The organism is Candidatus Nitrosotalea sp. FS (assembly GCF_011319475.1).
Lineage (GTDB): Archaea > Thermoproteota > Nitrososphaeria > Nitrososphaerales > Nitrosopumilaceae > Nitrosotalea.
Genome location: NZ_RCMC01000148.1, coordinates 21,915 through 31,407 on the forward strand (window position 1 = coordinate 21,915; position 9,493 = coordinate 31,407).

Consider the following 9,493-nt stretch of genomic DNA (forward strand, 5'->3'; position numbering starts at 1 on the left):
TCATTTTTCTTATTCAGTAGTATACAGAAAATATATTGACATATTTGGTAAATATGTTGACATGGAACACATTTACTTTTTTTACGGTGATCAAAAAAAGATCTCATGGATAATTGAAAATTCACAGTCAAGATCCGAAGAGAGTAGAACACATGCAGAATATTTTTACGACATTGTAACGCAAGAACAATCAAAGTACATCGCATTGCATGTTGGAATTTTTTGGGGTATTGGTAGATTCATTATCAAAAATGGAGATGTGGTAAATGTAATGCTGGATCAAAAATCAATGTTTGATCGTCTTGCAGAAAACAAAGTGACTGAAGATGTTTTCATAGAAAGAAGAATCAAGTTCATTGATCAGATAATCAAACAAAGAGATCTAGATGTCAGATATCAATTGGTAGATCCAAGCAAGAACAAGGCAACAAAGTTGCTACTTTCGTAGTATAACACCAATATCCATCAAGTTTGTTCCAGTTGCACCTGTCAGGATCAGTCCGCCGTACTTTTTGAAAAAGCCATACGAGTTGTTCTTATCAAGATACTGTGGTATCTTGTCTATTTTCTGGCCTGATTGCCAAATTGCGCCTGCACAGTTTGTTACACCATCAATTCCATCAGTGCCAACAGATACCACAACTGCATTCTTTTTTTTCTGTGATAGAAAAGTCGCACAATGCAAGACCAATTCCTGATTTCGTCCGCCTTTTCCTTTTCCTGTTACAACAACAGTGCTCTCCCCACCAAAGATCACACAATTCATTTTCTTGCCAGAGAATGTTCTAGCAATATCAGAACCGAGATCTTGTACGTCACCTGTGATACCTGTAAGAACTCTGCTAGAATATCCAAGATCTTTTGCGTGTAATTTCATTGCATCAAGACAGTCGTTATTTGTTGCAATGATGTAATTTGTTATTTTTCCCTTCTTGGGAGTTTCTGGAATCTTACCTTGTACACCTAGATCCAGATGTGATGAAACGCTTTTTGGAACAAGTCTTTCAATATGATATTTTTTGAGGATCTTTTTTGCTTCTGCAAACGTGGTTTTATCATAATATGTCATACCAGATGCAATGCTTGAGAGGTCATTGCCCACTACATCAGACATGACAAGGGATACAGAGTCTGATCGTACATGTTCAAGCATTTTGCCTCCCTTTATCTTGGACAGGTGTTTTCTGACACAGTTAATTTCTTGAATGTTTGCACCGGACTTTATCAAAAGATCAGTAGTTGTTCGCTTTTCATCAAGTGTGATACCATCAGGCATGGCAACAAGAGAAGACGTACCACCAGATATGAGAAATATTACAAGATCTCCAGAACCGGTCTTGTCAAGAAATTCAAGNATCAGGCATAGCAACAAGAGAAGAAGTACCGCCAGATATTAGAAATATTACAAGATCTCCAGAACCAGTCTTGTCAAGGAATTCAAGTNGGAATTGGATGGCCTGCTTGAATTACTTTGAATTTTTTATCCATCATCCGGACTTTGGCTGGAACAACAATTATTCCCCCATCAACATGCGTTAGAGAAGCCACTGCATGTGCCATAGTGTGACCTGCCTTACCCATTGCAATAACAAACACATGTCNTTCAAGTATGGTTTTTGCCGCAACAAGACTGTTTTTGTTGGGAACTGGATGACCTGCTTGAATTACTTTGAACTTTTTGTCCATCGTCTTGACTTTAGATGGAACAACAATTATTCCTCCATCAACATGCGTTAGAGAATCTACGGCACATGCCATGGTGTGACCTGCCTTACCCGTTGCAATGACAAACACGTGATGATATTTTCCAAGACTGACCTTTCTGCCAGGCAAAATCAGGATATTTTTTTTAATAATTTTCTCAAGATGTGTTTTAGGGTTGGCAGCAGCAAGACCTGCTTCGATTATGGACAAGGCATCTTTTTTTGCAGAATTTGTTGATAATGATTGAAAATTTCTAATTATCATTTATTGTCACCATACAACAAACAATATTTGGTCAATTTAGAGTCTTTTTATTATCAATTTAAGAAAAATGTTATCCATTACCTTTGTTACACTTTTTTTATATATCACAGGATCCAAGCCATATTGTGTCTAGTTCTAGAAACGGTGTGAAAGTATCAATATTTGGCGTGTTAGGAGCACTGGCCATAATGACAATTCTCATGACTCCAGCATATGCAGACCCAATCATAAAACCAACTAGTGGTGGCACACTAAATATCAGTTTTGAGACCAACCCTCCAACTCCAAACCCTGGAGACCAGACAATGCTCAAAATTGGTTTTCTGAATAAAAATGACAATACCGAACAACCTCATATCGATTACAAAGTCTCTGTGATGCAAGGCAATGACCAAATATTTGGAATACCTGTAACTCATGTAGCTACAGAAGGTCCAGTCAGTATCCCCATGCAATTTCAGACAGCTGGAACTTATCAGGTCATAGTAGAGGTTCAAGGAATATTATTCCAGCCAATTCCTCCAGAGACAGCAAGTTTCACAATTGTTGTTGGCCCATCAGTACCAGAGTTTGGTCCACTAGCAGGAATGGTCATTGCAGTATCCATAATCAGTGTCATAATAGTAACAAAGAAAACCCAATTCCATATTTAGGCAGAATCAAGGCAATAGTATAATAATTGTAGCAGACGTAGTTTTTTCATGAATACAGTTAGAATGCCAAAGACAATTAATTTCGGCAAAGATGCTTTATCTGAGACGCAATATCCAAAAAACGCCCTTGTTGTAACAACCGCACCACCTGACGTATCAGCCAAGTGGCTTGCAAGAATGAAGATTCAAGATTACATGTTATATGACAAAGTAGAACCTGAACCATCAATTGAAACAGTAAACAAAGTCATGGCAGAATTCAAACCAAAGAATCCATCTGCAATAATTGGCCTTGGAGGAGGAAGCTCACTTGATGTTGCAAAATATGCAGGAATGGAGATGAAGATTCCAAAGATACTCATCCCAACTACATTTGGAACAGGAGCAGAGATGACAACATATTGTGTGCTAAAGTTTGATGGAAAGAAAAAGCTCTTGCAAGATGAGAGATTCCTTGCAGACATGGCAGTAATTGACGCTTATTTCATGGACGGAACGCCAGAGGCAATTGTCAAAAACTCTGTCTGTGACGCATGTGCACAAGCAACAGAAGGATATGACAGCAAGAGAGGAAACGAATTCACCAAGATGCTGTGCAAATCTGCCTTTGATGTGCTCTATGATGCAATAATGAACAACAAGCCAGAGAACTATCCATTTGGGTCCATGCTCTCAGGTGTTGGATTTGGAAATGCATCAACTACACTAGGACATGCATTATCATATGTCTTTTCAAATGAAGGTGTACCACATGGATACTCGTTATCATCATGCACTACGGTGGCACACAGATTCAACAAGTCCATCTTCTATGACAGATTCAAAGAAGTCATTGAAAAACTAAAGTTTGACAAACTGACATTAAAGGCTCCGTTTGATCAGGCTGCAGATGTTGTCATGACAGACAAGGGTCACTTGGATCCAAATCCAGTACCAGTAACAAAACAAGATGTTGCTCAACTTTTGAAAGACATTGTAGACGGCAAACTCTAGTCTACTTTCTTTTTCACTTTTTGTAAAAATCTAGAGTATTGTTCTATTTTTCAAAAAACAAGCTAACAGTAACCGAAAATCAGCAATTATTCTTACAAAATTACTAGACTTAAATACACCTAATTTAAGACAATTGTAGAAGGATTTCATGGCGCTAAAATTTGGAATTCAACAGGGACTTAACGTTGCTCGATTAGGATTAAACGAAGATCAGATCATTACAGCTTGTGTTTTAGCTGACAAGACAGGTTATGATTCTATTTGGTACATGGACCACAGTAATGTTCCACAATGGGACAAGGCAATAGTAAATGATCCATGGGTCATGCTTTCTGCAATTGCAGCAGTTACACATAGAGTAGAACTTGGAACTTGTGTAACAGATGCAGTAAGACGACATCCATCAAACATTGCACTAGCATCAATTACACTTGACAGAGTATCACATGGAAGAGGAACTTTGGGTATCGGAGCAGGAGAGGCACAAAATCTCAAAGAATTCAAGATACAATGGGACAAACCAGTAGGAAGATTTGAAGAACAATTACAGGTTATCAAATTACTTTTTGACTCATCACCTTCTCATCGAGTCAATTTCAAGGGAGAATTTTATCAATTAGAAGAAGCATGTTTGCAAGCAAAGAGTGTTCGCAAGCCGGCACCGCCAATCTACATGGCAGCAGGTGCACCAAGAACACTTGCACTATGTGGCAAGTATGGTGACGGATGGATACCAATTGGTTACACACCAGAATTGTATGCAGAACATGCAAAGGCAATCAAGGCATCCATGAAAGAAAATGGAAGAACAGATGAGAACTTTAACTATGCAGTAGATATTGATGTATACTTTTCAGAAGATGCAGAAACTGCATGGGCAAAAATGAAAAATGCAGTAAAGGTTAGTTTGTTCAAACCAGAGGTACTCAAGGTTCACGGCATACAGGATATCGCAGGTTTTGATTTCAAGAAATACTTTACAGAATATTCCATGTCAAACCAAGAATGGATTGTAAAAATGAGAGAGGCTGCACAAACAATTCCAGACGATGTTGCACGTTCATCAATTGGAATGGGTACACCAGACGATATTATTCCAGTATTTGAAAAATTCATGAAAGCAGGTGTCAATCACTTTATTGTAAGATTCTGGGGTTCAGGATACTTTGGTTCTATTGACAAGTTTGCATCAAGCATAATGCCTTACTTTAAAGACCAAAACAACCCAAGAAAATAATTTTTTACGCACGCTAGAACGAAAATTACCAGAATCTAGTTATTTTTGTGATACCATTCTTGCGCTATTGATTTTGCCTGTTTTATTGATTTGTCAAGATTTGATAATTTTATAGATTCTTCACCGTTCATTCCACCAGCAAGTATTCCACGAATATCAGAATATCCCATAAACTTGAATTCAAGATTTGTAAGTGATAATGCATGTTCCCATGATGCCATTGGTCCATTTTCATAATTTCCCCCTGCCGATACCACAGTTAGAGCTTTTTTTCCATTCATCAAGCCCATGTAACTTCCATTTTTAGCATCCCATGTTTTCCCCTTTAGCATCACAGAATCAAACCAAGCCTTGACCGCAGCAGGCATTGAGAAATTATTCATAGGATATGCAACAACTACAATATCAGCCGACTTTAGCTGTTCAGTCATTCGATCCATTTTTGCCAGACTGTTCTTTTGTTCTGCAGAAATGGTTTCACCCAGGTAATCACGGTGTATGTATGCATCCAAGTTATCTTCTAAAAATAAATCTGGTACATCTTTTGCAAGATCAAGTTTTTCAATATTAGAATTTTTTATTTCTCCAATGAATGCGTCTAGTATTTTTTTAGTGTTGGAGCGTTCATTTCGTGGTGTATATTGCACAATCAATGTCTTCAAAGATTTTCCCTGAGTCATTTTTGAACAGTTACCATAGATCCATATCCCATATAAAGTAGAAAGTGACTTTATTGAAAGTAAGTTAACTTCTAGTAAGCAAAAATGTTCTAGCGATGCACAAAGAAGATAATGAATTTTTTATCTAGAGATACCGAAATATGGTCATCTTTTCAGAATTTGGAAGATCAGAGACTAGAGCAAAGTTAAACAATGGATAGAATTTTTTGTATTCTTTCATAAAGCTCCAGGCTACATCATGAGTCTTAAATTCGTCTCGCATGCCATCGATTCTAGTTTCCACTCCGCACACATCAAACACCTTGACCAGATATCTTTGAGGTTTTCTGTGTGGTTTTGCTTTTATCAACCAAGCAATTGCAAACACAAAGACTGCCATCATGATTAGTGCAGCTCCTATCTCTTTGAAATAAACTGCAAAAAATGATGGAATCGTATCACCAAATAACGTGTAAACATAACTTGCAAATCCAATTACAGAACCTACGATTATTCCTGTCAATACACTAGTGTGGCTAGAGTCCTTTAGCATACCCGATGTTAGTTATACTTGCATTTATCTATTAAAGCATACGCAGAAATATCATATCTGATAACATGGATTTGTGCAACTACTTGGAAGACTAGAGATCAAGTCTAAAGAGAAGATAATTGAATTTCTAAACCAGCAAGAAACAGGCAGAGTATCCAGCATAGACAAGGATGGATTTCCACAGATAATTCCAATGAATTTTGTCTATGCAAATGATGCAATTTACATGCATTCCCACCCAAAAGGAGAAAAATTAGAAAACATTTCAAAGAATTCAAAGGTGGGCTTTGAGGTGGACCAGAGTCTCGAGTTTTTGCCATCATATTTCACATCCCCCACTGATGCATCACAGGCAGACACATTGTATATCAGCGTCGTTATCAAGGGAAAAGCAAGCCTTGTCTCAGATCCAAAAGAAAAGACAATGGCACTAAATGATCTCATGAAAAAATACCAACCTGAAGGAGGATATGAAAAATTGACCCATGACATGAAAGTAGTCGAGGAAGTCGCAATAATCAAGGTTGTACCAGTCACAATGAGGGGCAAGTACAAGATCGGCCAACACTGGGACAAGAAAACAAGATTAGAGATTGCAAAAAAAATACTAGAGCGTAACAGTTCTACTGCACAAAATACCATAAAAATGATGGGTGTAACCAAAACAAAAGATGGTCTTCAAGTGTCAGAAGAGCGCAACTGGTAAAGATATCATAATTACCATTTGCTTTAAATTTGAAACAGGCCTATTTTGTAATGTTTGCTAGAAAATCCAAGCTTTGAGATTGTTTCAGAATTTGCCCCAACAGGAGATCAGCCACAGGCAATAGAACAACTAGTTAACGGAATTCAAAAAAAGAAGATTCAGACACTGCTTGGTGTAACTGGCAGCGGCAAGACCTTCACAGTTGCAAATGCAATAGCCAAGACAGGAAAAAAGACACTTGTCATATCACACAACAAGACACTTGCAGCTCAGCTTTATGCAGAACTAAAACAGTTTTTCCCAAAAAATAATGTCGGATATTTTGTTTCATACTATGACTATTACCAGCCTGAAAGCTATATCGCACAGACAGATACCTATATTGAGAAAGATACGCAAATCAACGAAAAGATAGAAAAATTGCGTCTTGAGGCAACTGCCATGCTGCTCTCAGGTGAGCCAACAATTATTGTTGCCACTGTCTCTTGCATATACTCACTTGGCTCACCTAGTGAGTGGGAGACCATGGCAATTACAATTGAAAAAGATGCAGAGATTGGAAGAAGTTCACTTATCAAAAAACTTGTCAATGCAAGATATGACAGAAATGATACTGAACTGTTGGCAGGAAGATTCAGAATCAAGGGCGATACAATTGATGTAATCCCCGCATATTCAGATTCAGTTGTAAGGATTTCATTATTTGGTGATGAAGTTGAAAAGATATCAATCTGCGATCCAGTATCGCTTCAAGAAAAAAAACAGATTTCAAAGATCAAAATCTATCCAGCAAAGCACTATCTTGTTGCTGCAGATGTTAGAAAGATTGCAGTCCAGTCAATCAGAAATGAACTAAAACAGAGACTGACAGAGCTTCCAGAGCTTGAAAGACAGAGACTAGAAATGAGAACAAAATACGATTTAGAAATGATTGAAGAATTAGGTTACTGCTCTGGAATTGAGAACTATTCAAGACACTTTGATGGAAGAAACCCAGGTGAGCCTCCATTTTGTCTTTTAGACTTTTTTGGAGAAGACTTTTTGCTTGTAATTGATGAATCCCACGTAACACTGCCACAACTTCATGGTATGTACAATGGAGACCATACTAGAAAAAAATCCTTGATTGATTACGGCTTTAGGCTGACAAGTGCATTTGACAACAGACCATTAAAGTTTGAAGAGTTTGAAAGGTACATCAAAAATACAATATTTGTTTCTGCAACTCCCGGAGATTACGAAAGAAAACAGAGTTTCCAGATAGTAGAGCAGCTAGTCAGACCTACCGGTCTTGTGGACCCAACAATTGAGGTACGAAAGACAGAAAACCAGATGGACGACCTAATTTTAGAGATAAAAAAACGGACTGAAAAGAATCAACGTATACTTGTTACCACGCTTACAAAGAGGATGGCAGAAGATCTGGCAGAANGATTTTAGAGATAAAAAAACGGACAGAAAAGGACCAGCGCACACTTGTTACTACGCTTACAAAAAGAATGGCAGAGGACTTGGCAGAGTACCTGTCAAAGCACAAGGTAAAGGTGCGTTATCTACACTCTGAGATTGAAAATCTCCAGAGAACTGAAATTATCAGGCAGCTTAGATTGGGAGAGTTTGACGTACTGGTTGGAATCAACCTTCTAAGAGAAGGTCTTGACATTCCCGAAGTATCACTTGTGGCAATACTTGATGCAGACAAGGAAGGATTTTTGAGAAATGTAACTAGCCTAATCCAGACATGTGGAAGGGCTGCAAGAAATGTAGACGGTTCTGTGATAATGTATGCTGATAAAAAAACACAATCCATGGTACTTGCAATATCAGAAACAGACAGGAGAAGAAGCAAGCAGGTAGAATATAACAAAAAAATGGGAATCACTCCAACAAGCATCACAAAGGCAATCCCACAACAGACCATAACACTAGATGAAACAAAACACATGTCAAAGCATGATATACAGACATTGGCAATAGAAATAGAGGCAACCATGAAACGTTATGCTGAAGATCTTGACTTTGAACATGCAATTGAATATCGTGACAAACTAACAAGGATACAAAAACAATTACAAAATGAATGACAAGTTAATCATCCGCGGTGCAAGGGAGCACAACTTAAAGAACATCAACGTAGACATTCCAAAGAATAAACTAGTAGTAATTACAGGACTGTCAGGGTCTGGCAAATCAACACTTGCCTTTGATACCATATACGCAGAGGGCCAAAGAAGATACGTAGAATCCCTCTCAGCATATGCAAGACAGTTCCTTGAGATGATGAACAAGCCAGATGTTGATTCTATCGAGGGGTTGTCACCAGCAATATCAATCCAGCAAAAGACCACAAGCAAGAATCCAAGGTCTACAGTAGGTACAATTACGGAAATTTACGACTATCTCAGATTGCTTTATGCAAGAATTGGTACGCCCCACTGTCNGGGCACAATCACAGAGATTTACGATTACCTCAGATTGCTTTATGCAAGAATTGGTACACCACACTGTCCCAAGTGTTCAAGAAAGATATCAAACCAGTCAGTTGAATCAATCTGTGAGTCAATTCTAAAAGAATCAGATGGAAAAAAAATATTGATCCTTGCATCCCTTGTAAGACGAAAGAAAGGAACTTATGAAAAATTATTTGAGCAGGTAAAAAAACAAGGATATTCAAGAATTCGAGTAGACGGAGAGATAGTAGAACTTGATGGAGAGTTTCCAGTG

Annotated in this window: 10 protein-coding genes and 5 pseudogenes; 9 read left to right on the forward strand and 6 right to left on the reverse strand. The window is 38.0% G+C overall.

Annotation, left to right across the window (positions count from 1 at the left end; genetic code table 11):
* The first annotated feature begins 61 nt into the window (after positions 1–61).
* Positions 62–448: a hypothetical protein gene (locus DYY66_RS05275; protein WP_166286833.1), complete on the forward strand. Its 387-nt coding sequence runs from the start codon at positions 62–64 to the stop codon at positions 446–448.
* Here DYY66_RS05275 and DYY66_RS05280 read toward each other — a convergent pair.
* The 4 genes and pseudogenes from DYY66_RS05280 to DYY66_RS16140 all read right to left on the reverse strand — a co-directional run.
* On the reverse strand, positions 437–1,354 hold a 918-nt coding region (locus DYY66_RS05280), incomplete at its 5' end, for a glycerate kinase (protein WP_218583618.1). The two genes, DYY66_RS05275 and DYY66_RS05280, sit on opposite strands and share 12 nt — an antisense overlap.
* Before the next feature lies 1 nt (position 1,355).
* Positions 1,356–1,443 (reverse strand): annotated as a pseudogene (locus tag DYY66_RS16130) (DUF4147 domain-containing protein); the annotation flags it as partial.
* A gap of 1 nt (position 1,444) precedes the next feature.
* Positions 1,445–1,596 (reverse strand): annotated as a pseudogene (locus DYY66_RS16135) (DUF4147 domain-containing protein); the annotation flags it as partial.
* 6 nt (positions 1,597–1,602) lie between these two features.
* Positions 1,603–1,968, reverse strand: a pseudogene (locus DYY66_RS16140) (DUF4147 domain-containing protein); the annotation flags it as partial.
* A 125-nt stretch (positions 1,969–2,093) separates the two neighbouring features.
* Between DYY66_RS16140 and DYY66_RS15275 the strand changes: the two are divergent.
* The 3 genes from DYY66_RS15275 to DYY66_RS05305 all read left to right on the forward strand — a co-directional run bounded on the left by DYY66_RS15275 (position 2,094) and on the right by DYY66_RS05305 (position 4,851).
* Positions 2,094–2,621: a PEFG-CTERM sorting domain-containing protein gene (locus DYY66_RS15275; RefSeq protein WP_166286839.1), complete on the forward strand. Its 528-nt coding sequence runs from the start codon at positions 2,094–2,096 to the stop codon at positions 2,619–2,621.
* A 48-nt stretch (positions 2,622–2,669) separates the two neighbouring features.
* The gene (locus DYY66_RS05300; RefSeq protein ID WP_166286841.1) at positions 2,670–3,614 is read left to right on the forward strand and encodes an iron-containing alcohol dehydrogenase; all 945 of its coding nucleotides are present in this window, start codon (positions 2,670–2,672) and stop codon (positions 3,612–3,614) included.
* Positions 3,615–3,762: 148 nt separating this feature from the next.
* On the forward strand, positions 3,763–4,851 hold the full coding sequence (locus tag DYY66_RS05305) for an LLM class flavin-dependent oxidoreductase (protein ID WP_166286843.1): 1,089 nt from the start codon (positions 3,763–3,765) through the stop codon (positions 4,849–4,851).
* 35 nt (positions 4,852–4,886) lie between these two features.
* Here the strand turns inward: DYY66_RS05305 and DYY66_RS05310 are convergent, their stop codons facing one another.
* Both DYY66_RS05310 and DYY66_RS05315 read right to left on the reverse strand, forming a co-directional pair.
* On the reverse strand, positions 4,887–5,531 hold the full coding sequence (locus tag DYY66_RS05310; RefSeq protein WP_166286845.1) for an FMN-dependent NADH-azoreductase: 645 nt from the start codon (positions 5,529–5,531) through the stop codon (positions 4,887–4,889).
* 124 nt (positions 5,532–5,655) lie between these two features.
* Positions 5,656–6,063, reverse strand: a complete 408-nt coding sequence (locus DYY66_RS05315; protein ID WP_166286847.1) for a hypothetical protein — start codon at positions 6,061–6,063, stop codon at positions 5,656–5,658.
* A 73-nt stretch (positions 6,064–6,136) separates the two neighbouring features.
* Between DYY66_RS05315 and DYY66_RS05320 the strand changes: the two genes are divergently transcribed.
* The 5 genes and pseudogenes from DYY66_RS05320 to DYY66_RS14235 form a co-directional block, all read left to right on the forward strand.
* Positions 6,137–6,769, forward strand: a complete 633-nt coding sequence (locus DYY66_RS05320) for a pyridoxamine 5'-phosphate oxidase family protein (RefSeq protein ID WP_166286849.1) — start codon at positions 6,137–6,139, stop codon at positions 6,767–6,769.
* A gap of 54 nt (positions 6,770–6,823) precedes the next feature.
* A partial coding sequence (locus tag DYY66_RS05325) for a DEAD/DEAH box helicase family protein (RefSeq protein ID WP_255496135.1) occupies positions 6,824–8,200 on the forward strand: 1,377 nt, incomplete at its 3' end.
* Between the two features lies 1 nt (position 8,201).
* Positions 8,202–8,853: pseudogene (locus DYY66_RS14225) on the forward strand (helicase-related protein); the annotation flags it as partial.
* Positions 8,846–9,209, forward strand: a 364-nt coding sequence (locus tag DYY66_RS14230; protein ID WP_255496137.1) for an ATP-binding cassette domain-containing protein, incomplete at its 3' end; no start/stop codon positions are given. The pseudogene DYY66_RS14225 and the gene DYY66_RS14230, both read left to right, overlap by 8 nt.
* A gap of 1 nt (position 9,210) precedes the next feature.
* Positions 9,211–9,493: pseudogene (locus tag DYY66_RS14235) on the forward strand (excinuclease ABC subunit UvrA); the annotation flags it as partial.

Coding starts and splice junctions, on each gene's coding strand:
- DYY66_RS05275 (WP_166286833.1), top strand. CDS start 62: ATGGAACACATTTACTTTTTTTACGGTGATCAAAAAAAGATCTCATGG.
- DYY66_RS05300 (WP_166286841.1), top strand. CDS start 2,670: ATGAATACAGTTAGAATGCCAAAGACAATTAATTTCGGCAAAGATGCT.
- DYY66_RS05305 (WP_166286843.1), top strand. CDS start 3,763: ATGGCGCTAAAATTTGGAATTCAACAGGGACTTAACGTTGCTCGATTA.
- DYY66_RS05310 (WP_166286845.1), bottom strand. CDS start 5,531: ATGACTCAGGGAAAATCTTTGAAGACATTGATTGTGCAATATACACCA.
- DYY66_RS05315 (WP_166286847.1), bottom strand. CDS start 6,063: ATGCTAAAGGACTCTAGCCACACTAGTGTATTGACAGGAATAATCGTA.